The organism is Actinospica acidithermotolerans (genome assembly GCF_018139625.1).
Classification (GTDB): domain Bacteria; phylum Actinomycetota; class Actinomycetes; order Streptomycetales; family Catenulisporaceae; genus Actinospica; species Actinospica acidithermotolerans.
Genome location: NZ_JAGSOH010000001.1, coordinates 134,879 through 160,174, shown reverse-complemented (window position 1 = coordinate 160,174; position 25,296 = coordinate 134,879). Strand labels below are relative to the sequence as shown.

General features: G+C 70.6%; 19 protein-coding genes. 2 read left to right on the top strand and 17 right to left on the bottom strand.

Annotated features, from left to right (window positions below):
- Positions 1–27 precede the first annotated feature (27 nt).
- The 3 genes from KDK95_RS00605 to KDK95_RS00595 all read right to left on the bottom strand — a co-directional run bounded on the left by KDK95_RS00605 (position 28) and on the right by KDK95_RS00595 (position 6,519).
- Positions 28–2,151, bottom strand: a complete 2,124-nt coding sequence (locus KDK95_RS00605) for a hypothetical protein (protein WP_212515939.1) — start codon at positions 2,149–2,151, stop codon at positions 28–30.
- 71 nt (positions 2,152–2,222) lie between these two features.
- Complete coding sequence (gene murJ, locus KDK95_RS00600) at positions 2,223–4,253, bottom strand: murein biosynthesis integral membrane protein MurJ (RefSeq protein ID WP_212515938.1); 2,031 nt, start codon at positions 4,251–4,253, stop codon at positions 2,223–2,225.
- Positions 4,254–4,368: 115 nt separating this feature from the next.
- The gene (locus tag KDK95_RS00595) at positions 4,369–6,519 is read right to left on the bottom strand and encodes a DUF6049 family protein (protein WP_212515937.1); all 2,151 of its coding nucleotides are present in this window, start codon (positions 6,517–6,519) and stop codon (positions 4,369–4,371) included.
- A 91-nt stretch (positions 6,520–6,610) separates the two neighbouring features.
- Here KDK95_RS00595 and KDK95_RS00590 point away from each other — a divergent pair, with 91 nt between their 5' ends.
- Positions 6,611–8,074, top strand: a complete 1,464-nt coding sequence (locus KDK95_RS00590) for a CCA tRNA nucleotidyltransferase (protein ID WP_307844035.1) — start codon at positions 6,611–6,613, stop codon at positions 8,072–8,074.
- Here the strand turns inward: KDK95_RS00590 and KDK95_RS37550 are convergent.
- Positions 7,995–9,335: an MFS transporter gene (locus tag KDK95_RS37550; RefSeq protein WP_212515935.1), complete on the bottom strand. Its 1,341-nt coding sequence runs from the start codon at positions 9,333–9,335 to the stop codon at positions 7,995–7,997. The genes KDK95_RS00590 and KDK95_RS37550 overlap by 80 nt on opposite strands.
- Positions 9,336–9,408: 73 nt before the next feature.
- Between KDK95_RS37550 and KDK95_RS00580 the strand changes: the two genes are divergently transcribed.
- On the top strand, positions 9,409–10,194 hold the full coding sequence (locus KDK95_RS00580) for an enoyl-CoA hydratase/isomerase family protein (protein WP_212515934.1): 786 nt from the start codon (positions 9,409–9,411) through the stop codon (positions 10,192–10,194).
- Here the strand turns inward: KDK95_RS00580 and KDK95_RS00575 are convergent.
- The 13 genes from KDK95_RS00575 to dnaK all read right to left on the bottom strand — a co-directional run bounded on the left by KDK95_RS00575 (position 10,182) and on the right by dnaK (position 25,093).
- A complete protein-coding gene (locus tag KDK95_RS00575) occupies positions 10,182–11,579 on the bottom strand; it encodes an aspartate aminotransferase family protein (protein ID WP_249159945.1) in 1,398 nt (465 codons plus the stop codon). The two genes, KDK95_RS00580 and KDK95_RS00575, sit on opposite strands and share 13 nt — an antisense overlap.
- 79 nt (positions 11,580–11,658) lie before the next feature.
- The gene (locus KDK95_RS00570; protein ID WP_212515933.1) at positions 11,659–12,942 is read right to left on the bottom strand and encodes an adenylosuccinate synthase; all 1,284 of its coding nucleotides are present in this window, start codon (positions 12,940–12,942) and stop codon (positions 11,659–11,661) included.
- An 83-nt stretch (positions 12,943–13,025) separates the two neighbouring features.
- Entirely contained in the window at positions 13,026–14,048 is a 1,023-nt protein-coding gene (fbaA, locus tag KDK95_RS00565; RefSeq protein ID WP_212515932.1) for a class II fructose-bisphosphate aldolase, read from the bottom strand.
- 58 nt (positions 14,049–14,106) lie between these two features.
- On the bottom strand, positions 14,107–14,871 hold the full coding sequence (locus KDK95_RS00560; RefSeq protein ID WP_212515931.1) for a DedA family protein: 765 nt from the start codon (positions 14,869–14,871) through the stop codon (positions 14,107–14,109).
- 107 nt (positions 14,872–14,978) lie between these two features.
- Positions 14,979–15,536 (bottom strand): orotate phosphoribosyltransferase, encoded by a 558-nt coding sequence (pyrE, locus tag KDK95_RS00555; protein WP_212515930.1) that lies wholly within the window; start codon positions 15,534–15,536, stop codon positions 14,979–14,981.
- A gap of 71 nt (positions 15,537–15,607) precedes the next feature.
- Positions 15,608–16,426 (bottom strand): FadR/GntR family transcriptional regulator, encoded by an 819-nt coding sequence (locus KDK95_RS00550; RefSeq protein WP_212515929.1) that lies wholly within the window; start codon positions 16,424–16,426, stop codon positions 15,608–15,610.
- A 199-nt stretch (positions 16,427–16,625) separates the two neighbouring features.
- Positions 16,626–17,435 (bottom strand): SRPBCC family protein, encoded by an 810-nt coding sequence (locus tag KDK95_RS00545; protein ID WP_212515928.1) that lies wholly within the window; start codon positions 17,433–17,435, stop codon positions 16,626–16,628.
- Positions 17,371–18,024, bottom strand: a complete 654-nt coding sequence (locus KDK95_RS00540; protein WP_212515927.1) for a DUF2617 family protein — start codon at positions 18,022–18,024, stop codon at positions 17,371–17,373. The genes KDK95_RS00545 and KDK95_RS00540 overlap by 65 nt, the downstream gene beginning before the upstream one ends.
- 136 nt (positions 18,025–18,160) lie before the next feature.
- On the bottom strand, positions 18,161–20,761 hold the full coding sequence (gene clpB / locus KDK95_RS00535) for an ATP-dependent chaperone ClpB (RefSeq protein ID WP_307844032.1): 2,601 nt from the start codon (positions 20,759–20,761) through the stop codon (positions 18,161–18,163).
- A gap of 10 nt (positions 20,762–20,771) precedes the next feature.
- On the bottom strand, positions 20,772–21,254 hold the full coding sequence (locus KDK95_RS36600) for a heat shock protein transcriptional repressor HspR (protein WP_212515925.1): 483 nt from the start codon (positions 21,252–21,254) through the stop codon (positions 20,772–20,774).
- 1 nt (position 21,255) lies between these two features.
- A complete protein-coding gene (gene dnaJ, locus KDK95_RS00525) occupies positions 21,256–22,428 on the bottom strand; it encodes a molecular chaperone DnaJ (RefSeq protein WP_212515924.1) in 1,173 nt (390 codons plus the stop codon).
- 41 nt (positions 22,429–22,469) lie between these two features.
- A complete protein-coding gene (gene grpE / locus KDK95_RS00520) occupies positions 22,470–23,087 on the bottom strand; it encodes a nucleotide exchange factor GrpE (protein WP_307844031.1) in 618 nt (205 codons plus the stop codon).
- Positions 23,088–23,239: 152 nt separating this feature from the next.
- Positions 23,240–25,093: a molecular chaperone DnaK gene (dnaK, locus tag KDK95_RS00515; protein WP_212515923.1), complete on the bottom strand. Its 1,854-nt coding sequence runs from the start codon at positions 25,091–25,093 to the stop codon at positions 23,240–23,242.
- Positions 25,094–25,296: the final 203 nt, after the last annotated feature.

Here is a 25,296-nt window from a genome sequence, read left to right as displayed (position 1 = left end):
CCAGCGACCCCCCGGGCCCGGCGCGGACTACTCGCCGAGCACCTGCGCGTCGAGGATGTTGCTGCGGTATCCGGCCGGCGTGCCGTCGCTGAGCCCGCTCTGCGACTGCAGCTGGGTGAAGACGACCGCCACGTACTCGGCCGAGGTCGGCGAGAAGCTCGCGGTGATCGTCTGCCCCGAGACGGCGCCGCTGAGCGTCTTCTGCAGGGTGAAGCCGTCGGAGGTGATGCTGTTCGCGTTCCAGGCGGTCGAGCTGCCCGCGGGCGCGGTGAAGATCTCGACCGTGGCGTCCGGGTTGGAGATCTGGAACTTGATCTGGTCCACGGTGTGCGCCGCGCCCAGGTCGAAGATCAGCCCTATCCCGCCGCCGCTGTTCGCCCAGTTCGAGTTCGTCTGGGTCGTCATCTTCCAGCCGCTGGACGAGCCGTTGTAGGCGTCGGCCTTGGTGGCCACGGAGCCCGAGCTCGGGCCGTTGTCCCAGATGGTGTCGTCCGAGATCTTCAGCGCCTTGCCCGAGGTGCCGGCCGGGATGCTGACCAGCCCGCCGACGGACGGGTGCGGCGTCGCGTTGCTGATGCTGCCCGTCGTGGTGTCCGTCTTGTTGTTCCCGGAGAGCTGGAACGCGGCGAGCGTGGCCAGCGCGATGACCGCGCACCCGGCGGCGGCCAGCGCGCCGCGGCGCCGCCAGAGCGGCTTGGCCTCCTCGGGCGCGGGGGACCAGTTCGGGACGGCGTCGCGGGCCGAGCCGTTCGCGGAGTTCGCGGCGGAGACCGGCTTGGCGCTGCGGGTGCGCGGCGGCACGACGACCGTCTCCGGCTCCGGTGCCTCCTCGCGCAGCTTGGGCAGCGCGCGGATGGCGTCCGAGAGCTCCTTGACCGTGGTGAAGGCCTCCTGGCCGCCGATGCCCAGGGCGCGGCAGACGGTCGCGTCCACCTGTTTGGGCACGGCGGCGCGGATCTGCGCCGGGGTGTAGAGGTCGCCGCCGTCGGCCGGTGCGGCTTCCAGCCCGTAATCGGCCTCGGGGCCCGGCCAGCGCGCGGTGAGCGCGGCGTACCAGATCTGACCCAGCGCCAGAACGTCCGCCGCGTAGCGCTCGTCGGGATCGGCGGCCTCCGGCTCGGCGCCGCTCAGGGTGGCCTCGACGAGCAGCCCGCGGAGCTTGACCTCGCCGGCGCGGGTGATCATCACCGTGGCCGGGTTCATCGCGCCGTGCGCCACCTCGGCCTCGTGCGCGCGGACCATCGCCTCGGCGAGGTCGCGGACCATGCGGGTGGCGCGGGCGGGCGAGAGCGGGCCGTCGGCCAGCCGCTCCTGCAGTTGCTCGGCGCCCGGCACCCACTCGGTGACGATGTAGAGCAGGTCCTCGTCCTGCACCGCGTCGAGGACCTGGACGAATCGCGCGTCGGGGACCGCCGCGGCGTCGCGGGCGGCCCGGGCCACCTGCTCGACCAGGGGGTGTTCGGTGGCTATGAGGTCGACACCGACGCGGCGGTTGAGCAGCTCGTCCACGCCGACCCACAGCTGCGGCTCGGGCGAGAAGACGCCGCCGAAGCCGCGCACCATGCGCTCGAGCCGGTACCGGCTGCCGAGCCGGCGGCCGACGACGGCGAGCTCGCGCGCGATCTTCGGCCGGGCCGGCTCCCAGTTCGACACCGGGTCGACGGGCACGGTCTCCGGCTCGGCCTCGGACTCGACCGAGGCCTCGGACTCGGACTCGGTCGCGGAAGCAGCCGGCTCGTCCTTCTCGGACTCGGACTCGGACTCGGCACGGGATTCGGCGCCGGACTCCGCGGACCCGTCCGGCTCGTGCGACTTCGCGGACTCTGCGGACTCAGCGGGCGGGACGGACTCGGCGGACGCACTCGACGCCTTCGGCGCGGGCCGCTCGCCCTTCTCCGGCTTCGCCGACTTCTCCGCGCTTCCCGGCTTCGGGGCGGACGCGTCCTGGGCGAGGGCCACGGTCTCCGGCTCCTCGCCGTCCGCCGCCGGGGTTTCCGACTCCCTGTCGGATTCCGGCTCGGCGGCCTCGATTACGTCCTCTGCCTTCTTCTCGGGCACGGCGTGTGCCGTGGGCTCGGTCTCCGGCCCCTGCGGCGCGGTGACGTCCTCGTCCTCGCTCTGCTCGGCGGGGTTTTCGGCCAGGGCAGCCACGGCCCTCCCTCGATTTCCTTGCGGCGGTTCGGCGGTTGAAGAGCATGAGCCTTTCCCGCCTCATGGTAGTGCTAACGGCCGAGGCGCGCCTTCAGGGTGCCCAACAAGGAGTTCACCTCCTGGACGCGCATTTTGCGCGCCGCGAGAACGAACACCGCGATGAACAGAAGGCCTCCGGTGGCGAAACCGGCGATTGCGCCGACCGTTCCGGCACCCCGCATATCGGTGACGTAGATGCCCACCGGGCCGCCGATCGCGGCGGCCAGGGCGCCCGCGACGCACAGCTTGATGTGCACGCGCATCACGCGCTTTCCGTCGAAACTTCCGACGAGCTTGTGCAGCCGCTGCGCGGTGAGCACCATTCCGATCAGATACGAGATCGAGTAGCCGGCGCACATTCCGGCCACCGCCCACTGCGTGCTTCCGAGCACGACGAAGGCGGCGTAGGCGAGCGCCGCGTTCGCGACCCCGATCCACAGGGCGATGAAGAACGGCGTCTTGGTGTCCTCGTATGCGTAGAAACCGCGCAGCATCACGAACTGGGCCGAGTAGGGGATCAGTCCGAGACTGAACGCCATCAGCATGTACCCGAGGTTGTGCGACTGGATCGGCGTCATGCCGCCGTGGCCGAGCAGGATCGAGACGATCTGCTGGCCGAAGGCGAGGAACGCGAAGGCGCAGGGCACGATCAGCACGCCGGTCGACCGCAGGCCGTAGGAGATCGCGTCGCCCACCGCGCGGCGGTCGCCGGCGTGCGCCGAGCGGCTCATCCGCGGCAGCAGCGAAGTGATGATCGAGACCGTGATGACGGCCTGCGGCAGCACCCAGAGCGTGACCGCGTTCGAGTACGCCGAGTAGCCGACGCCGTTGCTGGCGAAGCGATTGCCCATCGTGGTGGACATGTTGGTCACGGCCCAGTTCACGCCCGCGCCGATGAAGACCGTCAGCAGCGTCCACTTGGCCAGGGTCATCGACTTGCCCAGGCCGGTGTTGCGCCAGTCGAAGCGCGGCCGGAAGCGCACGCCCACCCCGCGTAGGTACGGCAGCAGGGTCACCGTCTGCAGCACGATGCCGAGCGTGGTGCCGAGGCCGAGCAGTATCTGCTCGTTGATCGTGATGGTCTGCGGGGTGTTGAAGGTGCCGCCGACGATCCACATGTACGCGCCCAGTGTGGCGATCTGCACCACGTTGGCCAGCACCGGCGTCCACATCGCCGGGCCGTAGCTGTCCTTCGCGTTGAGGATCTGGCCCAGCATCACGGACAGGCCGTAGAACAGGATCTGCGGCAGGCAGTAGCGCGCGAAGACGATCGTCGCGGTGCGGTCGGCGCCGTGCGCGTTGCTCGCGTAGAAGGTCACCAGCTGCGGCGCGGCGATGACGGCGACGGCGGTCAGGCCGCCGAGGAAGACGATCGTCATGGTCAGCAGCCGGTCGATGAAGGCCCGTCCGCCGTCCGCGTCGTCCTTCATCGCACGCACCAGCTGCGGCACGAAGATCGCGTTGACCGCGCCGCCGATCACGATCATGTAGACCATGTTCGGCAGGTTGTTGCCGACGGTGAACGCGTCGGCCAGCGGTCCGGTGCTCAGCGCGGCGACCAGCATCGAGGAGCGCACCATGCCGGTGACGCGGGAGACGATGGTGCCCATCGCCATGATCCGGCTGGCCCGCGAGACGCTCGCCTTGGCGGCTTCGGCCGACGGCGCCTCGACCGCCGCGTCGCCGACGACCGTCTCGTCGGCCGGCCGGGTCCCGGGGCCCTGGACCTGTCCGCGGCGCGGCGGGATGAGCGTCTGCAGCGAGGTCGGGTCCAGGAAGCCCGCGCTGATCGCCGGGATGTTGAACCGGGTCGCGTCGACGGCCTCGGCGTAGGCGGCGCGCCGGGCCTGCCTGGCCTCCGGCGCCTCGTCCGGCGGTATCTCGGGGTACCAGAGGCTCTGCGTCTCGTGCCGGGTCTGCTGGTACCACTCGTCGGTCTGGCCGACGTAGTGCTCACCCGAGGACCCCGGGCCGTGGTTCTGGGCGTACGGGGAGTCGGGCCGGTATTCGGCCACGTACTCCTGCCCCCGGTACCGGTCGCCCTCGGGGCGCCACCCAGACATCGCTCGGTTTCCTCCTGTGCCGCACGGCCCGCGACAGCCGTCGCGCGCGGACTTGCTCCGAGCGCCTTGCCTTTATTCTCCAGGGTCGGCGTCCCGCGTGGTGCGTTCCCGTCGGTCAGTCACCCTCGCGGGTCTCCGGCTCGCTTCGCGAGCCCTTCCTACCCCGGTAGATACGCAACCCTACAGCGAACACGAGCAATGCCGCCGAGCCCGCGAACAGCAGCAGCGCGACGAAGCCGATCGAGGTCACGGTGACCTGCAGGGACTGCAAGCCGCCGGACTTCGCCGTGCCGTAGTGCGCGCCGCTCGCGGTGACCAGGAACGCCGTGACCTGGTACGTGCTGGAGGCCACCTTGGTCGAGACCTTCACCTCGACGGTGGTGCTGCCGCCGGCCGGGAAGGTGCGCGCCGGGATCTGCGTCACGTTCAGCCCCGACGGACTGGTCTCCACCGTGAGGCCGAGTCTCACATCCTGAGACAGGTGATTCACGATTGTGAACGGGATGGACCCGCTGGTTCCGGAGAGCGTCAGATCGGATTTGGGGATCAGGTAGACCAGCGCGGTCTGCGACGTGAGCCGGCTGGAGACCGCCGACTCGAACGTCTTCCAGCCCGCCGCGTTGCCGCGCCAGCTGTTGGAGACCGTGCGCAGCACCGCGTCGGCGAGGCCGGCCGTCGTCGTGTCCGACTTGGTCAGTATCGACTGATAGAGCGTGAGCTGCGACTGAAGGCTGATCGCCGAGGAGAGCTGGCTGCCGGTCAGGTCGGTCGAGGCGAAGGACGAGCTGCGGGACGGCGTGCCGGTCGAGGCGGAGGAGTCGGCGGACTCCTTGAGCAGGGAGGACAGGCCGGCGGAGGAGACCCACGACGCGCTCTGCAGCACCTTGAGCACGCCCATGTCCGCGGCCGAGGTGGTCGCGTTGCGCGGCAGCGTCATCATCACCGAGCGCGCGAGGTTCGGCTCCTCCAGCGAGATCAGCGCGGTCTGCGCGAGCAGCCGCTGGCCGGCGAGCAGCGAGGAGTCTGAGCCGTTCGAGACGTACCCCGCGTCGGCCGAGTCGCCGGACATGATCGCGTCGAGGGCGGTGTCGCCGACGGCGAGGTCGCTCTTGCCGTTCGCCGAGGCCCGGCCGGTCGGCGTGTACTCCTGGTTCGGCACGGACAGGCCGATCGAGTTCGAGTCGACGACCACCGCGGCCGGGTCGATGGAGTCGGCGAGCTTGAGCGTGGTCGAGTTGACCTGGCCGTCGGCGGGCCAGGCCAGCAGGCCCTGCGCGTCCCGGCCGACCACCGACTTCACCGTGGTGCCGGTGGCGGACTCGCGCGCCGCCTCGGACAGGAACTGCTCGGCCTGCGCCGTCGTGGCGTTCGAGAGCGAGCCGAGGTCGGGGTCGGTCGAGGGCAGCTGCCACAGCTCGCCGTCCGTGCTGCCGAGGACCGTCTTGGCCTCGGCGAGCCACGCGGTCGCGTTGCTCGAGTCCGGACCCACGTCGTCGGTGGCGGTGCCGCCGCGCGCGACCACGTAGCCGCCCGAGATCTGCATCGCGGTGTCGAGCAGGTCCGGGTCGAGCACCCAGGAGATCGTGCCCTTCGGCAGCTGCGAGCCCGCCTCCAGCAGCTCGTACAGGCTTCCGTTCTTGCCCATCTCCGAGGCCAGTGTGTCCTGGGTCAGCTCGGGGTACGACGCGTTGCCGCTGCTCGCTTCCTCGTATCCGTCGGCCGAGGACGTCGCGGTGACCGGCGCCAGGACCGTCAGCTTCGTGGTGGCGGCCGAGGCCGAGGCGATCTCGTAGGGCAGGTAGGTGCGCATCACGCCGATCGGGTCCCCGCCGGAGTAGACCTGCACGTCCAGCGCGTAGACGGTGCCGGGGGTCAGCCCCATCGCGCCGACGGAGGTCTTCAGGCTCCACGCGTGGCTGCCTGAGGAGAGCGTGCCCAGCTGGTCCTGCACCGAGTAGAGCGGCTGATCGTTGCTGTCGTTCGGCGTGTCGGTCATCTCGGAGCGGTGCTTCACGGCCGCGTAGGCGAGCTGCACTATGACGTCCGTGTGCGTGCTGCCGGACGGGATCGTCACGTTTCCCGTCATGGTCAGCTCCTGCGAGCTCGACGTCGCGACGGTCGGCGTCATCGTGCTGAGGCTGACCGTCACCTTCTGCGCCGCGGTCGCCGGCTCCGCGCCGGCCAGGCCGAGCAGTCCGGCGGCGGCGACGAGCGTCAGAGCGAGCACGGCGCGGATGGTGCGGTGTGGCGGGAGGGGCCGGGTCACGGGGAAATCCTATGGGGATGTGAGCAGTCTTCTGAGCACGGCGGGACTGGGATGCGCAGGCACAGGGCCGGTGCATTTACCCTTGGTTGACGTGTCTACCTCGGTTCCGGATCCCAAGCAGGCGGCGGTACTCGCCCTGCTGCAGCTCAACCCCGTCGCGCTCGAGCTGGGAGAGCTGTTCGCAGCCGCCGGACACGACCTCGCGCTGGTCGGCGGCTCGGTGCGGGACGCGCTGCTCGGCCGGCTCGGCGACGACCTCGACTTCACCACGGACGCGCGGCCCGAGGAGATCATGCGGCTGGTGCGTCCCTGGGGCGAGGCCGTCTGGGACGTGGGCATCGCCTTCGGCACCGTCGGCGTGCAGAAGGACGGGCTGAAGCTCGAGATCACCACGTACCGCAGCGAGGCGTACGACCGCGAGTCGCGCAAGCCGGTGGTGGACTTCGGCGACAGCCTCGAGGGCGATCTGGTGCGCCGCGACTTCACGGTGAACGCGATGGCCGTGCAGCTGCCGTCGATGCAGTTCGTGGACCCGCACCAGGGTTTCGAGGACCTGGCCCGCAAGGTGCTGCGCACGCCCGGCACGCCGCAGGATTCCTTCGGCGACGACCCCCTGCGGATGCTGCGCGCGGCCCGGTTCGCCGCGCAGCTCGGATTCACGGTGGCGCCGGAGGTCGAGGCGGCGATGCGCTCGATGGCCGGCCGGCTGTCCATCGTCTCCGCCGAGCGCGTTCAGGCGGAATTCTCCAAGCTTCTCCTCTCCGCGGACCCGCGGCGCGGCCTCGGACTGCTCGTCGGCACCGCTCTCGCCGACCAGTTCCTGCCGGAACTTCCCAAACTGCGGCTGGAGATCGACGAGCATCACCGGCACAAGGACGTCTACGAGCACACGCTGATCGTCGTCGAGCAGGCGATCGAGCTTGAGGACGACGGGCCGGACCTGGTGCTGCGGATGGCCGCGCTGCTGCACGACATCGGCAAGCCGCGCACCCGCAGGTTCGAGCCGGGCGGCGGCGTCTCGTTCCACCACCACGAACTCGTCGGCGCGAAGATGACCCGCAAGCGGCTGCGCGAGCTGAAGTACTCCAAGGACTTCGTCGACGACGTCTCCCGGCTGGTCGAGCTGCATCTGCGGTTCCACGGGTACGGCGACGGCGAGTGGACGGACTCGGCCGTGCGCCGCTACGTGCGCGATGCCGGCCCGCTGCTCGGCCGCCTGCACAAGCTGACCCGCTCCGACTGCACGACCCGCAACCGGCGCCGGGCCGCCGCGCTGGCCGCCTCGTACGACGAGCTCGAGGTCCGCATCGCCCGGCTGCAGGAGCAGGAGAAGCTCGACGCGATCCGCCCCGACCTGGACGGCAACGAGGTCATGGAGCTGCTCGGCATCGGCCCGGGCCCGGTAATCGGACGCGCCTACAGATTCCTGCTGGAGCTGCGGCTTGATGAAGGTCCGCTCGGGCACGACCGGGCGGTCAGCGAATTGCGGGAGTGGTGGGCTCGCCAGCCGGAATCGGCGCAGGCGGCTCCGGGCCCGACTCCTTCGGAGTCCTGAGCGCGTACCAGACACCGGCCAGGATGTAGGCGCCGCACACGATGCCGAGGACGGCGAACGACCTGCCGTCCATCGGCAGTGTCGCGGCGGCGAACGCGGCGGCGACCACGAACGAGCCGTTGTAGAGCATGTCGTAGAACACGAACACCCGGCCGCGGTAGTCGTCGTCCACGTTGCGCTGCACGAGGGTGTCCGTGCTGACCTTCTGGCCCTGCGAGAAGAAGCCGAGCAGGAACGCCCCGATCAGCAGCGTCGGCTCGCGGAACGGCGCGCCGAAGACGAGCTCTGCGACGCCGGCGGACACGAGGCACAACGGGATCCAGCGGTGCAGGCTGATCTTGCGGGCGACGAACGGGGTGGCCAGCGCGCCGAGTCCGAAGCCGACCCCGGAGACGCCCACCGCGAAGGCGAAGCCGGCCAGGCCCGCGTTGGTGTCCTTCGGATCGTTGAAGGCGTTGCGGAACAGCAGCAGCGTCATGATCGTCACGGCGCCGTAGCAGAAGCGGCTGACCGCGATCGCGGCCAGCGGACGCCGGGCGGCCGGCCGTTCGACCACGTGCTTGGCGCCGGCGGCCACGCCGTGCACGACGCTGGCCAGGGCGGTGCGCCAGGCAGTTCTGGAGGGTGTCGCGGGGCCGAGCCCGTCGGCCGGCATGGTCAGCGCGACCAGTGCGCTGAGCGCGTACAGGCAGGCCGTGCACACGAGTACGCCGCTCACCGAGCCCTGGCCGTGCCCCACCACCGCGTGCACGACGACGCTCACGCCGGCGCCGACTGTCGTCGCCAACGTGCCGAGTGTGGGGGAGACCGCGTTGGCTGCGACGAGTTGGGAGCGGTTGACCGTGTGCGGGAGCCCGGCGGAGAGCCCGGCCAGGATGAAGCGGTTCGCCGAGAAGCCGGCCAGCGCGGCCAGGTAGAACAGGAAGCCGGTCGACCCGGCCGCCGCGCACGCCGCGACGCCCAGCACGAGTCCGGCGCGCACGACATTCGCCCAGACCAGCATCTGCCTGCGCCGCCACCGGTCGAGGAAGACCCCGGCGAACGGCCCGACGACGGTGAACGGCAGCAGCAGCACCGCGAAGGCCTCCGCCACCTTGCCCGGCGTGGCCGCGTTCTGCGGAGAGAACACGACGTAGGTGGCCAGCGCGGCCTGGAACGCGCCGTCCCCGAACTGGCCGATCAGCCGCACGGCCAGCAGCAACCGGAACCGGCGAAGCCCCGGCCCGAAGATCGCCGTGCGTAATTGACGAAGGACCCTCACGTTACACAGGTTAGGTACGTTCGAGCCTGGGCGCATCGTACTTCCGGCCAACACCGGCTGGCAGACTGGGCACATGGCGATGATCGAGGTGAGCAGGGCTGGTGCCGTCGCGGAAGTCGTCCTGAACAGGCCGGAAGCGCTCAATGCGATCAGTACCGCGTTCGCCGGTGAACTCGCCGCGCGGATGGGCGAGCTCGCGGCGGACGGATCGCTGCGTGCCGCCGTGCTCCGCGCCAACGGCGAGAAGGCCTTCTGCGTGGGCGCGGACCTCAAGGAGCGCAACGGGTTCAGCGACGCCGAGTTCCTCGCGCAGCGCATCGCGTTCCGCGAGCTGTTCGGATCGATCCTCGGCCTGCCGGTGCCGATCATCGCCGCGGTGGGCGGCTATGCGCTCGGCGGCGGCCTCGAACTCGCTCTGTGCTGCGACCTGATCGCCGCCGACGAGACCGCGGTATTCGGATTGCCCGAGGTCACGGTCGGCCTGGTGCCCGGAGGCGGCGGAACCCAGCTGCTGGCCCGCAAGATCGGCCCGTCGCGTGCGGGCGACCTGCTCTACACGGGACGGCGCGTCGGGTTCGCCGAGGCCTGCGCGCTCGGCATCGTCGATCGCCCGGTGGACGAGGTCGGCACCGCGCCCGCCGCCGCGCTGGAGCTGGCGCGCAGGATCGCGGCCAACTCCCCCGTCGCCGTCCGCAACGCCAAGCGGGCGCTGCGGACCGGCGTCGATCTGCCGCTCGCCGCGGGGCTCGACGTCGAGGACTCGGCGTGGCGGGCGGCCGCGTTCTCCGCGGATCGCGCCGAAGGCATCAGGGCCTTCAACGAGAAGCGGCCGCCCGTGTTCGGTGCTCAGCCCTCGTAGTACGAGTCGGCCACGGTCAGCGCCGCGTCGACGGCCTCGAGGCCCTGGCGCGCCTCGTCCTCGGTGAGGATCAGCGGCGGGGTCAGCTGCAGCCGGTTGAAGTGCGGCATCGGCCACGCGCCGTGCTTTTTGGCCTCCGCGAACACGGCGTTCATCGGGGCCGCGTCGGCGCCGGCGGCCGCGTAGGGCACGAACATCTCGCGGGTCTCGCGGTTCTTGACCAGTTCCAGGGCCCAGAACGCGCCGAGGCCGCGGACCTCGCCGACCGACGGGTGCTTCTCGGCCAGGGCGGCCAGGCCGGGGGCGAAGACGTTCTCACCGAGCCACGCCGCGTGCTCGACGATGCCCTCCTCGCGCATGGCCTTGATCGTCGCGACGGCCGCGGCGCAGGCGAGCGGGTGGCCGGAGTACGTCAGGCCGCCGGGGAACGCCTTGTTGCGGAAGGTGTCGTGCACGTGGTCCGAGATGATCACGCCGCCGAGCGGGACATAGCCCGAGTTCACGCCCTTGGCGAAGGCGATCAGGTCCGGCGTCACGTTCCAGTTGTCCACCGCGAACCACCGGCCGGTGCGGCCGAACCCGGCCATCACCTCGTCCGCGATGTAGAGGATGCCGTACTTGTCGCACAGCGCGCGGACCCCCGCGAGGTAGCCGGGCGGCGGGACCAGGATGCCGTTGGTGCCGACCACGGTCTCCAGCACGATCGCCGCGATGGTGGTGGCACCCTGCAGCACGATCGTCTGCTCGAGGTGGGCCAGCGCGCGCTCGGACTCCTCGGCCTCGGTGGTCGCGTAGAAGGCCGAGCGGTAGAGGTACGGGCCGAAGAACTTGTGCACGTTGCCGTCGTGGTGCCCGGCGGCCTCGTTCGCCCAGCGGCGCGGGTCGCCGGTCATGGTGATCGCGGTCGCGGTGTTGCCGTGGTACGAGCGGTACGCGGTGAGCACCTTCGGGCGGCCGGTGTGGATCCGGGCCATCCGGACGGCGTTCTCGATCGCGTCGGCGCCGCCGTTGGTGAAGAAGACCCGGTTCAGGCCCTCCGGCGCGTGGTCGGTGATCAGCTCGGCCGCCTCGGCGCGCACGTCGTTGCCGAAGCCGGGGGCGATGGTGCACAGCTTCGCGGCCTGCTCCTGGATCGCCGCGACCACCTTCGGGTGCTGGTGCCCGATGTTGGTGTAGACGAGCTGGCTGGCGAAGTCCAGGTAGACGTTGCCCTCGTAGTCCCAGAAGCGGGACCCGGCGGCGCCGGCCACCGGCAGCGGGGCGATCTGGTCCTGGGCCGACCACGAGTGGAAGACGTGGGCGCGGTCGAGTTCGGCCACCGCCTTGCCCGTGTCGGGGTCGGGGGTCGGGAGGTGCTGCATGTCAGGCAGGGCGGTGTCGGTCATGCTTCCAGAGTAGGAAATCCCGAACGGGCCGCCCAACCGACATTCTGTACGGCTGGACGGCCCGATTACGGCAGGTTGCTCAGAGGAACGACCGGATCTGAATCGTCGCGTTCCGGTCCTGGCCGACGCCGATCGCGGAGATCGGCGCGCCGGACAGCTCCTCGAGGCGGCGCACGTAGGCCTGCGCGGTGTCCGGCAGGTCGGCGAAGTCGCGCGCCTTGCTGATGTCCTCGTCCCAGCCGGGCAGGAACTCGTAGACCGGCTTCGCGTGGTGGAAGTCGGTCTGCGTCATCGGCAGCTCGTCGTGCCGGACGCCGTCCACCTCGTACGCGACGCAGACCGGGATCTGCTTCCAGCCGGTCAGCACGTCCAGCTTCGTCAGGAAGAAGTCCGTGAGGCCGTTGACCCGAGCGGCGTACCGCGCGATCGGCGCGTCGAACCAGCCGCAGCGGCGGTCCCGGCCGGTGGTCACGCCGTACTCGCCGCCGATCCGGCGCAGCGCCTCGCCGTCCTCGTCGAACAGCTCGGTCGGGAACGGCCCGGCGCCCACCCGGGTGGTGTAGGCCTTGAGGATGCCGATGCTCCGGGTGATCCGGGTCGGGCCGATCCCGGAGCCCGAGCAGGCGCCGCCCGCGGTCGGGTTCGAGGAGGTCACGAACGGATAGGTGCCGTGGTCCACGTCGAGCAGCGTGCCCTGGCCGCCCTCGAGCAGCACCACCTTGCCCTCGTCGAGCGCGTTGTTCAGCAGCAGCGAGGTGTCCGCGACGTAGGGCCGCAGCCGCTCGGCGTAGCCCAGGTACTCCTCCACGATCGCCTCGGCCGCGATGGCCCGGCGGTTGTAGATCTTCACCAGCATCTGGTTCCGGTCGCGCAGCGCGCCCTCGACCTTCTGCGCCAGGATCCCCGGGTCGAACAGGTCCTGGACCCGCACGCCGATCCGGTTGATCTTGTCCGCGTAGGTCGGGCCGATGCCGCGGCCCGTGGTGCCGATGCGGTTCTTGCCCAGGAAGCGCTCGGAGACCTTGTCGATGGTCCGGTGGTAGGGCGTGATCAGGTGCGCGTTCGCCGAGATGACGAGCTTGGACACGTCCACGCCGCGGTCGATCAGGGCGTCGAGCTCCTGGAAGAGCACGGCGGGGTCGATCACCACGCCGTTGCCGATCACCGGCACGCACTCGGGGCTGAGGATGCCCGACGGCAGCAGGTGCAGGGCGTACTTCTGGTCGCCGATGACCACGGTGTGGCCCGCGTTGTTGCCGCCCTGGTAGCGAACAACGTAGTCGACGGATCCACCGAGAAGGTCGGTGGCCTTCCCCTTGCCCTCATCGCCCCACTGGGCGCCGACGAGCACGAGTGCCGGCATTCCGGGTACACCTCCGGGTACTACAAAAGATTTAAGGCCCGGAGCGCAAGCGCGCCGGGCCTCTTGCAACGTGAGTTTACCCGCTACTTCAGGCGGGTGCCAGCCGACCGCAGGTCCTGGCAGGCCGTGACCACGCGGGCGGCCATGCCGGCCTCCGCGGACTTGCCGTAGGCGCGCGGGTCGTACTGCTTCTTGTTGCCCACCTCGCCGTCGACCTTGAGCACGCCGTCGTAGTTGCGGAGCATGTGGTCGGCGATCGGCCGGGTGAACGCGTACTGGGTGTCGGTGTCGACGTTCATCTTCACCACGCCGTAGTCCAGCGCCTCGCGGATCTCCTCGAGCAGCGAGCCGGAGCCGCCGTGGAAGACCAGGTCGAAGGGCTTGGGGCCCTTGCCGAACTTGGCGGCGACCGCGTCCTGGATGTCCTTGAGGATGGACGGGCGCAGCTTCACGTTGCCCGGCTTGTAGACGCCGTGCACGTTGCCGAAGGTCGCGGCGAGCAGGTAGCGGCCCTTCTCGCCGAGGCCGATCGCCTCGACCGTCTTGATGACGTCCTCGGGCGTGGTGTAGAGCTTCTCGTTGATCTCGTTGGCGACGCCGTCCTCCTCGCCGCCGACGACGCCGATCTCCAGCTCCATGATGATCCGGGCCTTGGCGCACTGCTCGATCAGCTCCTGCGCGATCCGCAGGTTCTCGTCGAGCGGCACCGCGGAGCCGTCCCACATGTGCGACTGGAACAGCGGCTCGAGGCCCTTGGCGACGCGCTCCTGGGAGAGCGCGACCAGCGGGCGCATGTAGCCGTCCAGCTTGTCCTTCGGGCAGTGGTCCGTGTGCAGCGCGATGTTCACGTCGTACTTGGCGGCGACCACGTGGGCGTACTCGGCCAGCGCGACGGCGCCGGTGACCATGTCCTTCAGGCTGCCGCTGAGGTATTCGGCGCCGCCGGTCGAGACCTGGACGATGCCGTCGCTCTCCGCCTCCGCGAAGCCGCGGATGGCGGCGTTCAGCGTCTGGCTGGAGGTGACGTTGATCGCCGGGTACGCGAAGGCTCCGGCCTTCGCCCGGTCGATCATCTCCGCGTAGACTTCAGGGCTTGCGATGGGCATGGGGACTCCAAATTATCCAAGCGACTCTGCGTAGCGTCTTTATCCTCGCAGAGACAATCTACTTCCGGTGCCGCGCTCCAGCAGGCGAGACCCCCGCCACCGCGACGTCCTGCGCGCCGACCCTGGCGTGGTACTCGGCCTCCTGCTGACGCTCGAAGACCTGCAGCTCCGTCTCCTCGCCGCGCTTGGCCGCCTTGCGCTCCTTGAGCATCTCCAGGGCCAGCGGGATCAGCGTGATCACGGCGACGACCAGCGCGATCGGCAGGATGACGCTGTCGATGTTGCCCTTGACCTTGTCGCCGAGCTCGTAGCCGAGCACCAGCATCAGCTCGACCCAGAAGACGTTGCCCAGGGTGCTCCAGAGGAAGAAGGTGCGCGAGGACATCTCCAGCATGCCGGCGAGCGGGTTGACGAAGGTGCGCACGCCGACGATGAACCGGCTCACCACGACGGCCTTCGCGGCGCCGTACTTGTTGAAGTAGAACTCCGCGCGCACGGCGTACTTGCGCTTGAAGAAGCGCGAGTCAGGCTTGTCGAACAGCCGACGGCCCAGCTTGGCGCCGGTGAAGTGGCCGACCTGCGAGCCGACGATGGCCACGATCGGCGTTCCGATCAGCAGCGCGGCGAAGTTCAGGTGCGTGCCGACCAGGGTGTTGGCCGCACCGGAGGCCGCCACACCCGCGATGAACAGCAGCGAGTCACCGGGCAGGAAGAACCCGACGATCACGGCGAGTTCCACGAAGATGATGACCCAGACGCCGACCACACCGAATGTGCTGATCAGCGACGCCGGGCTGAGGACGTTTAACGCTTCGATGGTCACCGAAGCAGACTACAGGCGAAATCGGGGCGCGCCGCGTCCTCCTGAAGGAGGACTTCAGGATTGCGACGCGGCTGATACGTGCTCGACCGCCGATGTTAAGGCGCTACTCAGACGCCGAGGTCCGCCTCGCTGTATGCCGCGTAGTAGGGCAGTCCGGCCGCCTCGATCGCCTTGGCCGCGCCGCGCTCGATGATGCACGCGACGGCGACCACCTCGGCGCCCGCCTCGCGCGCCGCCTCGACCGCGGCCAGCGGCGAGTTCCCGGTGGTGGAGGCGTCCTCCACGATCAGCACCCTGCGTCCGGCCACGTCCGGGCCCTCGATCCGCCGCTGCAGGCCGTGCGCCTTGTCCGCCTTGCGGACCACGAACGCGTCCATGTCCCGGCCCTGCGCGATCGCCGCGTACATGATCGCGGTGGCCATCGGGTCGGCGCCCATGGTCAGCCCGCCGACGGCGTCGAAGTCGAGGTCCCCGACCGTCTCCAGCATCACCCGGCCGACCAGCGGGGCCGTCGCGCCGCGCAGGTTGATCCGGCGCAGGTCCACGTAGTAGTCGGCCTTCAGGCCGGAGCTGAGCGTGAACTCGCCGCGGAACAGCGCCTTCTCCTTGATCTGCTCGAGGAGGGCGGAACGCTCGGCGCTGGGCTGCGGGTAGTTGACGGTCATGGCCTCAGATCCTAACGGTCATGCGGCTCACACGACCGTCAGGATCCTCCGGCGCAATTTCAAGGGAGCCCTCAGCGGGAGATCCCGGCGACCATCGGCCGGCGGCGCAGCGGAGTGGTGAGCACCGGGGGCTGGCTCGGCAGCGAGACCGGGGCCCCGCCGTTAGGGCCCTGCGGCTCGGCGAGGTCGACCAGCGACTCGTCGGCCGGGATCGTCTGGGCCGGGATGGGCAGTCCGGTGATCCGTGCGTAGAGCCGCTCGGCGAACTCCTGGGTGCGCGCGATCGAGGCGCTGGCGTGATCCGGGTCGTCCTCGGGCAGCGGCACGTCGATGGTCTCCACCACGCAGCGCGCGACCTCGTTGCCGGCGGCCTCGGAGAGCACGCGGGCGAACAGGTGCGCCGCCTCGCGGTAGGCGACCGGGTCGCCGAGTCCCGGCTCGGCGGGCAGTGCGGAGCGCATCCGGCTCAGGCACAGGTCGAGATCGCGGCGCTGCTCCGGGGTGATGCGGCTCGCGGCGAGGTCGGCCATCAGGCTCTGCAGCGCGGTGCGCACCTCTTCGAGCTCGGTCGCGAGGGTCGCCGAGCCGCCGTACTCCAGCAGCACGCTGAGCACCATCGGGTCGAGGATGTTCCACTCGTTCTTCGCACGGACCGTCGTGCCCCGTCCGTGCCGGATGCGCAGCACCCGCTTCTCCTCCAGCGCCTTGAGCGCCTCGCGGAGGATGGTGCGGCTGACCGCGAACTCCTGCGCCAGGGCGGCCTCCGGCGGCAGGTCGCCGCCGGGCTGGAACTCGCCGTCCAGTATGCGCAGCAGCAGCCGTTCGATCACGGCGTTGGCCAGCCGACTGGGACGGACGACTCGGTGGGCGTTCCACCCTTCCACGTACATGGCTTTCGGCTCCTGGTGTCGAAGATCCGGCGAATGCGGCTCACCTTAAGCTGAAGAATCGGCCATTCGACGGAGATTCAGCCGACAACCACTCGATCCGATGACAAGACTCACTCTTTAGGGCAAGCGGCGCCAAGGGGCGCTACAGCCGTTGGGACAAAGCCGGCCGACAGTGGCCTGTCCGCCGCTCCGTCGCAGATCAGCGGCGGCGCAGCAGCCGGCGCAGCAGCAGCGTGGCGAGGCCGAACAGGCCCAGCGCGGTGGCGCCGAAGACCCACAGCGGGATCGAGAGCAGCGGGCCGCGGCCGCGGCTCCACAGGTCCGCCTCGGCCGCGGGCTCCGCGTCGGCCGCCTCGTCCGAGTCCGAGACGAGGCGCAGCGGGGCCTTCGGGCTCGGCGCCGCGTCCTCGGCGTCGCCGGTGATCAGCGTGAGCGTCGGCACGTGCGGCTCGGCCGGCGGGGTCGGGCCGCCGACCGCGGGCTCCGGGAGCTGCGCCGGCTGGACCGGCTGCGGCGGAACGGCCGCGGGCGCCGCGTCCGGCACGACGGTGAGCGTCGCCGGACCTTGCCGCGGCTCCGGCGCGGTGCTCGCCAGCTGCTCGAACCAGCGCGGTATCAGCCGCTGCCCGGCCTCGGCCAGCCGCTCGGCCGGGATCGTCGGCGCCCGGCCCGACAGCTCCAGCGACGGCGTGATCAGCACCCGCGTCCCGCCGCCGGCGGCGATCAGGCGCAGTTCCACCCGGCCGTCGAGCGCGCCGTCCGAGCGGCCGTGCACGGCCTCGATCTCGAAGATCGCGCGCAGCTGCTCCGGGGCCAGTTCGACGAGCCGGGCGATGCCGCGGAAGGTGATGCTGCGGTCCCCGGCGCGCAGCCGGAACCGGGCGGCCACGCCCTGATCCGTGCTGGCCTCCACGACGAGGTTCGGCACCGCGCCGAGAAGCCGCTCAGGGTCGGTGACAGCAGACCACAGAAGCCGGCGGTGAACCGGCACCGTAGCTTCGTACGCCATCTACGCCTTCCCCATCACCGTCTACGCGCGCGTAGCGGATACCGTCGCGGCGGTCGCTCCTGCCTCGCTGCATCGGGCTCAGCGTACGCCGGAACGCTGTTCTGGTGCGCACCAGCCGCCCGTCCTGCGGATAGCTGTGCCAGGTGGTCCAGCGTACGCCGCTCGGCGCGGCCTCGGGCAGAACCGCGGTAAGCGCCCCCGGTGCGCCGGGATAGCACCCGGCCAGGCTGGCGCGATTGGCCTGCACGGCGCGGCGGATCCGCTCCACCGCGCGCTCGAACGCGGGCCCGTCCAGGACCTGCGTCTGCGACTCCACCGTGTACCCGCCGCCGGGCAGCCGAACCGTGTGCCGCTCCGGCAGCGGCCCGGCCCGCCCGGGCAGGCAGGCGACCGTCTCCGTGAACAGCAGCCCGGTGCCCTCCTCGGCCCAGGCCAGCACCTGGTGCGAGGCACCGAGCAGCCGGATTTCCAGGGTCAGCCCGGCCAGCTCCACGCTGCGCACGGCGAGCGCGGGCTGGACCGGCAGGGACAGGCTCCAGCAGAGTTCCGCGGCCCTGGTATCGCGATACGGTACGACGAGCTCAAGCACTTCGCGCCTCCGATGCGTACTCGATCCGTTGTGTCACGGACGGGGACACGCATCGGGGAGCGCGATGACGGCACGCTGGAGCCGATCACACTAAGGAGTGACTACCACTCCGTACGTCTGGAGCACGGGCCCCGCGTCAGTCCTCGACGCCGATCACCAGGTGCTCGGCGGTCGGATCGGACTGGTCCTGGTCGACGTCGACGGTGACCGTCGCGCCGTCCGGGACCTGGCCGCCCAGGATCTCCTTAGCCAGCTGGTCGCCGATCGCGGTCTGCACCAGGCGGCGCAGCGGGCGCGCGCCGTACGCGGTGCTGTAGCCGGTGAGCACCAGCCACTCCTGCGCGGCGTCGGTGACCCGGAGCGTGAGCCGCCGGTCGGCCAGCCGCTTCTGCAGCGAGGCAACCTGCTGACGCACGATCAGCCCGAGCTCGTCGGTGCCCAGCGGATCGAAGAGCACGATGTCGTCGAGCCGGTTGAGGAACTCCGGCTTGAACGACGCGCGCACGGTCTGCATCACGAGGTCCTTCTTGGCCTGCTCGCTCAGCGCTGGATCGACCAGGAACTGGCTGCCCAGGTTCGAGGTGAGGATCAGGATCGTGTTGCGGAAGTCGACCGTCCGGCCCTGGCCGTCCGTCAGCCTTCCGTCGTCGAGCACCTGCAGCAGGATGTCGAAGACCTCGGGATGCGCCTTCTCTACCTCGTCGAGCAGCACGACCGTGTACGGCCGCCGCCGCACGGCCTCGGTCAGCTGGCCGCCCTCGTCGTAGCCGACGTACCCGGGCGGGGCGCCGACGAGCCGGGCCACCGAGTGCTTCTCGCTGTACTCCGACATGTCGATGCGGACCATCGCCCGCTCGTCGTCGAACAGGAAGTCCGCCAGGGACTTGGCGAGCTCGGTCTTGCCGACGCCGGTCGGGCCGAGGAACAGGAACGAGCCGGTGGGCCGGTCCGGGTCGGCGATCCCGGCGCGGGCGCGGCGGACCGCGTCGGAGACCGCGCGCACGGCGGTGCGCTGGCCGATCAGCCGGCGGCCGAGCTCGTCCTCCATCCGGAGCAGCTTCTCCGACTCGCCCTCGAGCAGCCGGCCGGCCGGGATCCCGGTCCAGGCGGCGACCACCTCGGCGATGTCGTCGGCGCCGACCTCCTCCTTGACCATCGCGTCCCGCTCGTTCACGGCCCGCGAGGCCTCGGCCAGCTCCCGCTGCAGGGCGGGCACCTCGCCGTACTCCAGCCGGGAGGCGGTCGCGAAGTCGCCGTCCCGCTTGGCCCGCTCGGCCTGGCCGTTGAGGTCGTCGAGCCGCTTCTTGAGCTCGCCGAGCCGGTTGAGCCCGGACTTCTCCTGCTCCCAGCGCGCGGTGAGCGCGGACAGCTGCTCCTGCTTGTCGGCCAGCTCGCGGCGCAGCCGCTCCAGGCGCTCCTGCGAGACCGGGTCCTTCGCCTTGCTGAGCTCCATCTCCTCCATCAGCAGGCGGTCCACGGCGCGGCGCAGCTCGTCGATCTCGACCGGCTGCGAGTCGATCTCCATGCGCAGCCGGGAGGCCGCCTCGTCGACGAGGTCGATCGCCTTGTCCGGCAGGAAGCGCGAGGTGATGTAGCGGTCCGAGAGCGCGGCGGCCGCGATCAGCGCGCCGTCCGCGATCTGCACCTGGTGGTGCGCCTCGTACCGGCCCTTGAGCCCGCGCAGGATCGTGACGGTGTCCTCGACGCTCGGCTCGCCGACCAGCACCTGCTGGAAGCGCCGCTCCAGCGCCGGGTCCTTCTCGATCCGCTCGCGGTACTCGTCCAGCGTGGTGGCGCCGACCATGCGCAGCTCGCCGCGCGCCAGCATCGGCTTGAGCATGTTGCCCGCGTCCATCGAGGAGTCCCCGCTGGCACCCGCCCCGACGACGGTGTGCAGCTCGTCGATGAAGGTGACGACCTGCCCGTCGCTCTCCTTGATCTCGGAGAGCACGGCCTTGAGCCGCTCCTCGAACTCGCCGCGGTACTTGGCGCCCGCGACCATCGCGCCGAGGTCCAGCGACACCAGCCGCTTGTTGCGCAGCGACTCCGGCACGTCGCCGGCCACGATGCGCTGGGCCAGTCCCTCGACGACGGCGGTCTTGCCCACGCCGGGCTCGCCGATCAGGACCGGGTTGTTCTTGGTGCGCCGGGAGAGCACCTGCACGACGCGGCGGATCTCGGCGTCGCGGCCGATGACCGGGTCCAGCCTGCCCTCGCGGGCCTGCGCGGTCAGGTCGATGCCGTACTTCTCCAGCGCCTGGTACGTGGATTCCGGGTCCTGCGACGTGATCCGGGTCGAGCCGCGCACCTGGCCGAAGGCCTCGCGCAGCGCCTGGACCGTCGCGCCGAGCCGCACCAGCAGCTTCGCCGCGTCGTCCGCGCCGCCCGCGATGCCCACCAGCAGGTGCTCGGTGGAGATGTACTCGTCGCCCAGACGCTTCGCCTCGCCCTCCGCGGTGTTCAGCACCGAGCGGATGCCGCGGCTCAAAGCGGGCTCGGCGACCGTGGATCCGGAGGCCATCGGCAGCCGGGACACCAGATCCCGGGTCGCCGCCGCGACCGCGGCCGGGTCCGCGCCCACCGCCTCGAGCAGCGGAGCGGCGGTCCCGTCCGGCTGCGCCAGCAGGGCCTTGAGCAGATGCGCAGACTCCACCTGGGGATTGCCGGAGACGCCGGCGTCCTGGATCGCGCCGGACAGGGCCTGCCTTGCCTTTGTGGTCAGCTGATCGACTTCCACGTGCGGCCTCTCAGTGCTGCTTCGGACGCCAGACGACGAGCGCGGTGGACCGGCCGAAGGCCGGCAGCGCGGGCAGCAGCGGGTTGGGCACATGCTGGTGCACGGCCGCCGTCTGCTGCGGCACCTGCGCGGACTGGCCGGCGACCGGGACCGCGACCGGGATCGTGGTCGCCGCCACCGCGGCCAGCGCCGCCTCGAGCTCGGCCACCCGCGCCCGCAGCCCGGAGACCTCGTCCTGCAGGCCCCTGATGTGCTTGATGCCGGCCAGGTTCACGCCCTCGTCCTGGGACAGGCGCTGCACCTCGCGCAGCCGCTCGATGTCCCTGGCCGAGTAGCGCCGGCCGCGGCCGGGCGCGCGGTCCGGGCTGACCAGGCCGAGCCGGTCGTACTGCCGCAGGGTCTGCGGGTGCAGCCCGGACAGCTCCGCCGCCATCGAGATCACGTAGATCGGCGCCTCGTCCGGGATCCCGCGCCCGTTGTCGTGGATGTCCATCTCACGCACCTCCGTGGTTGGCCTGCTTCAGCAGATCGGCTCGTACGTCGTTGTCCGCCGTGGCGGTCCGGAAGGACTCCAGCGCCGCCGTGGCCTCCTCGCTTAGCTGCACCGGCACGGCCACCTCGAAGGTGACCAGCAGGTCGCCACGGCCGCCGTCGCGCAGCGGCGCGCCCTTGCCGCGCACCCGCATCGTGCGCCCGTTCGCGCTGCCCGCGGGCAGTTTCACGGTCACCGGCATCCCGCCGAGCACCGGCACCTTGATGTCGGCGCCGAGCACCGCCTCGGGGAAGGTCACCGGCACGGTCACCGTCAGGTTGTCGCCGTCGCGCCCGAAGACCGGATGCGGCTTCACGTGCACCACCACGTAGAGGTCCCCGGAAGGTCCGCCGCGCTCGCCCGGCGCGCCCTTGCCCTTGAGCCGGATCCGCTGGCCGTCCTTGACCCCGGAGGGGATGCGGGCCTGCAGCGTGTGGGTGGAGGCCGCGCGGCCCGAGCCGTGGCAGGTCGGGCAGGGGGTGTCCACCACCAGGCCGCGGCCCTTGCACTCGCGGCAGGGCTCGGAGAAGGCGAAGCCGCCCTGGTTGGTGCTGGTCTGCCCGGTGCCCGAGCAGGTCGGGCACACCCGCGGGGTGGTGCCGGCCTTCGCGCCGGTGCCGGAGCAGGCCCGGCACGGCTGCTCGCTGGTCATCCGGAGCGGGATGGTCACGCCGTCGATCGACTGCATGAAGCTGATCGAGGCCTCGGACTCGATGTCCGAGCCGCGGCGCCCGGTGCCGGCCGTGCCGGTCGGGCCCGGCTGCCCGGGGGTGCGGCCGCGGTTGAACAGGCCGCCGAGGATGTCCCCGAGGCCGCCGGCCCCGCCGCCGCCCTGGTTGTTCAGCAGGTCGCCGAGGTCGAACGGGAACCCGCCGCCGCCCGGGGCGCGGAAGCCGCCGCCGAACAGCGACCTGGCCTCGTCGTACTCCTTGCGGCGCTTGTCGTCGGACAGGACGTCGTAGGCCTCGGAGATCTCCTTGAACTTCTCCTCGGCCTTCGTGTCGCCCTTGTTGGCGTCCGGGTGGTACTGGCGGGCCAGCTTCCGGTACGCCTTCTTGATGTCGGCGGTCGTCGCGTCCTTGGCAACGCCGAGCACCTTGTAGTAGTCCTTCTCCACATAGTCTTTGGTGCTCATCGCTTAAGCCTCAGCCTTTCGCAGCCAGCCGCACTGGTTTCTCAATCCGAGTCGCCGGGTTGCGCCACCGCGACCCGCGCCACCCGGAGCACGCGCTCTCCGAACCGGTACCCCGGCTGGAGCACGGCGGCCACCGTGTCGGGCTCGAGCTCGTCGGTGGACTGGTGCATCAGCGCCTCGTGCAGGTTCGGGTCGAACTGCTCGCCGGTCGCGCCGAACTGCTCGAGGCCCATCTTGGTCAGCACGGACTCCAGCGACTCGGCGACCCGCCGGAAGCCGCCCTCCAGCTCGCCGTGGTCGCGGGCCCGGCCGATGTCGTCGAGCACGCCGAGCAGCTCGCCGATCACCTTGCCCTGGGCCAGCTCGACGACCTGCTGCCGGTCGCGCTCGATCCGCCGCTTGTAGTTCACGAACTCGGCCTGCAGGCGCTGCAGGTCGGCGGTCCGCTCGCTCAGCTCGTGCTGCGCGGTCTGCAGCTCGTTGGTGCGCTCGGCCACCTTCTGGATCAGGTCGGCCACCGCGAGGTCGGCCACACCCTCGCCGATGGCCTCGTTGACGCGATCGGCGAAGGACGCCTCGTCGTACTGCTGCGCGCCGTTCTCCGCCGCCGCGGACTCGGGCTCGTAGTCCTCATCGGGGCGGTAGGGCTCTTCACTCACGTCGGTCTCCTGCGATGCGTGCGGTTCGTGGCGGCTGGCTTCTAAGGTCCGGCTTCGCCGGGCTCAACGACGCGTTCTGCGGCACTGAGCCGGGACGTCGGCGACCGGGAAGCCAGCCGGCCTCGGCCGGCTCCCGGATCGCCGACTGCGGGTCAGTTCTTACCGTCGTCCACGATCTCCGCGTCGACCACGTCGTCGTTCGGCGCCGCGTCCTGCGGGCCGTCGGACGCGCCGGCGGAGGTCTGCGACGCCTGAGCCTGCTCGTAGAGCGCGGTGCCCAGCTTCTGGCTGGTGGTCGCGAGCTTCTCGGTCGCGTCCTTGATGGCCTCGATGTCGGTGCCGCCGAGCGCGGCCTTCGCGTCCGTCAGCGCCGTCTCGACCTCGGACTTGATGTCGCCGGGGACCTTGTCGTCGTTGTCCCGCAGGAACTTCTCGGTCTGGTAGACCAGCGCCTCGCCCTGGTTGCGGATCTCCGCCTCCTCGCGGCGGCGGTGGTCCTCCTCCGCGTACTGCTCGGCCTCGCGCTGCATCCGGTCGATCTCGTCCTTCGAGAGCGCCGAGCCGCCGGTGATGACCATGGACTGGACCTTCTGGGTGCCCAGGTCCTTCGCCGAGACGTTCACGATGCCGTTGGCGTCGATGTCGAAGGTGACCTCGATCTGCGGGACGCCGCGCGGGGCCGGCGGCAGGCCGGTCAGCTCGAACATGCCCAGGCGCTTGTTGTACGCCGCGATCTCGCGCTCGCCCTGGTAGACCTGGATCTGCACGGAGGGCTGGTTGTCCTCGGCGGTGGTGAAGATCTCCGAGCGCTTGGTCGGGATCGTCGTGTTCCGCTCGATCAGCTTGGTCATGATGCCGCCCTTGGTCTCGATGCCGAGGGAGAGCGGGGTGACGTCGAGCAGCAGGACGTCCTTGACCTCGCCCTTGAGCACGCCCGCCTGCAGCGAGGCGCCGACCGCGACGACCTCGTCCGGGTTCACGCCCTTGTTCGGCTCCTTGCCGCCGGTCAGCTCGCGGACCAGGTCGGCCACGGCCGGCATGCGGGTCGAACCGCCGACGAGCACCACGTGGTCGATGTCGCGCACCGAGATGCCGGCGTCCTTGATGACCGAGTGGAACGGCGCCTTGCAGCGCTCGAGCAGCGACGAGGTCAGCTGCTGGAACTGCGCCCGGGTCAGCTTCTCGTCGAGGTGCAGCGGGCCCTCGGCCGAGGCCGTGATGTAGGGCAGGTTGATGTTGGTCTCGGAGGACGAGGAGAGCTCGATCTTCGCCTTCTCGCCCGCCTCGCGCAGGCGCTGCATGGCCATCTTGTCCTTGGACAGGTCCACGCCGTGCGCGTTGCGGAACTGGTTGACCAGGTAGTCCACGACGGCCTGGTCCCAGTCGTCGCCGCCGAGGTGGTTGTCGCCGTTGGTGGCCTTCACCTCGATGGTGGAGAAGCCGTCCTCGTCCTTGCTCACCTCGAGCAGGGAGACGTCGAAGGTGCCGCCGCCGAGGTCGAAGACGAGGATCATCTGCTCGCCCTCGCCCTTGTCGAGCCCGTAGGCCAGCGCGGCGGAGGTCGGCTCGTTGATGATGCGCAGCACGTTGAAGCCGGCGACCTCGCCGGCCTCCTTCGTGGCCTGGCGCTCGGAGTCGGAGAAGTAGGCCGGGACGGTGATGACCGCGTCGGTCACCTTCTCGCCCAGGTAGGCCTCGGCGTCGCGCTTGAGCTTCTGCAGCACGAACGCGCTGATCTGCTGGGCGGTGAAGGACTTGTCGTCGATCTGGATCTTCCAGTCGGTGCCCATGTGCCGCTTGACCGAACGGATCGTGCGATCGACGTTGGTCACGGCCTGGCGCTTGGCGACCTCGCCGACCAGCACCTCGCCGTTCTTCGCGAAGGCGACCACGGACGGGGTGGTCCGGGAACCCTCGGCGTTCGTGATGACGGTGGGCTCGCCACCTTCAAGGACGGAGACGACGGAGTTCGTCGTTCCGAGGTCGATGCCGACCGGACGTGCCATCGTGGGACTCCTTGGATAGGACTGTGCAACTCGTGGAGTTTCTCTAGCCGGCCGGGCCCTGGGGTTGAGTCCGACAGGCTCAACTGTAGGCGTTGAGCGGATCGGACTCAAGTCGCCTCGCCGGGCCGCCGCGCCGCCACCGTGCGCCGGCGCCCCGCGAGCGGCGCGCCCCAGGTCGGCCTTGGTACAGAACTGCTACATGA

Excerpts from the sequence above, each read along its gene's own strand:
- murJ (WP_212515938.1), bottom strand. The coding sequence starts at position 4,253 with ATGTCTGGGTGGCGCCCCGAGGGCGACCGGTACCGGGGGCAGGAGTAC.
- KDK95_RS00580 (WP_212515934.1), top strand. The coding sequence starts at position 9,409 with ATGGCGATGATCGAGGTGAGCAGGGCTGGTGCCGTCGCGGAAGTCGTC.
- KDK95_RS00575 (WP_249159945.1), bottom strand. The coding sequence starts at position 11,579 with ATGACCGACACCGCCCTGCCTGACATGCAGCACCTCCCGACCCCCGAC.
- KDK95_RS00570 (WP_212515933.1), bottom strand. The coding sequence starts at position 12,942 with ATGCCGGCACTCGTGCTCGTCGGCGCCCAGTGGGGCGATGAGGGCAAG.
- fbaA (WP_212515932.1), bottom strand. The coding sequence starts at position 14,048 with ATGCCCATCGCAAGCCCTGAAGTCTACGCGGAGATGATCGACCGGGCG.
- pyrE (WP_212515930.1), bottom strand. The coding sequence starts at position 15,536 with ATGACCGTCAACTACCCGCAGCCCAGCGCCGAGCGTTCCGCCCTCCTC.
- KDK95_RS00550 (WP_212515929.1), bottom strand. The coding sequence starts at position 16,426 with ATGTACGTGGAAGGGTGGAACGCCCACCGAGTCGTCCGTCCCAGTCGG.
- KDK95_RS00545 (WP_212515928.1), bottom strand. The coding sequence starts at position 17,435 with ATGGCGTACGAAGCTACGGTGCCGGTTCACCGCCGGCTTCTGTGGTCT.
- KDK95_RS36600 (WP_212515925.1), bottom strand. The coding sequence starts at position 21,254 with ATGGACATCCACGACAACGGGCGCGGGATCCCGGACGAGGCGCCGATC.
- dnaJ (WP_212515924.1), bottom strand. The coding sequence starts at position 22,428 with ATGAGCACCAAAGACTATGTGGAGAAGGACTACTACAAGGTGCTCGGC.
- dnaK (WP_212515923.1), bottom strand. The coding sequence starts at position 25,093 with ATGGCACGTCCGGTCGGCATCGACCTCGGAACGACGAACTCCGTCGTC.